Source organism: Vibrio sp. 1978, from assembly GCF_033344345.1.
On sequence record NZ_JAWPOP010001058.1, the window covers coordinates 1 to 511 of the forward strand.

At 48.9% G+C, this 511-nt stretch carries 1 protein-coding gene; it reads left to right on the top strand.

Annotated features, from left to right (window positions below; all coding sequences use genetic code 11):
* Nucleotides 1–511 (top strand): FIST C-terminal domain-containing protein (locus R8N49_RS30635; protein ID WP_318190888.1); only part of this gene is annotated, 511 nt, incomplete at both ends.

A 511-nucleotide genomic window follows, 5' to 3' on the forward strand; every position in this document is an offset into this window, starting at 1 on the left:
GGGCACGACGTGACGATTAACCAATTACTCAGTTTCCCGTTGTATCGAGAAACGTTGGGGCGCAAGGAAGTTTGTACCGTCACAGAACTTCACGCCGATGGAAGCATGAGTTTCGATAGGCCGTGGTGCCTCGGTGATGAGGTTCAGTTTTGCTATAACCATCCCTCTCTGACGTTAGAACAAGTGCGTCATGGGGTGGTGGAACTTGCCATGCATCAGCCTGAAGTAGTGATGATTTACAACTGCGCCTCGCGGCTGGATTTTATTGATAGCAGCGACGAAGTGCAGGCGTTTATGGATATTGCCGCGACCTTTGGCAGCTACTGTATGGGTGAAATACATGGTGACATTGGCCAGCCAGAAATTCTTCACCACAGTTTGACGTACCTTGCGATGCGCGAAGGAGACGAAGTGCAATCGCTGAATTTGCCTAAACCGCAAGTGAGTGCTTCGATTTCACCGCTGTTTAGCTTAATACGTAATGCGATTGGTGATTTGAACCATATGAACG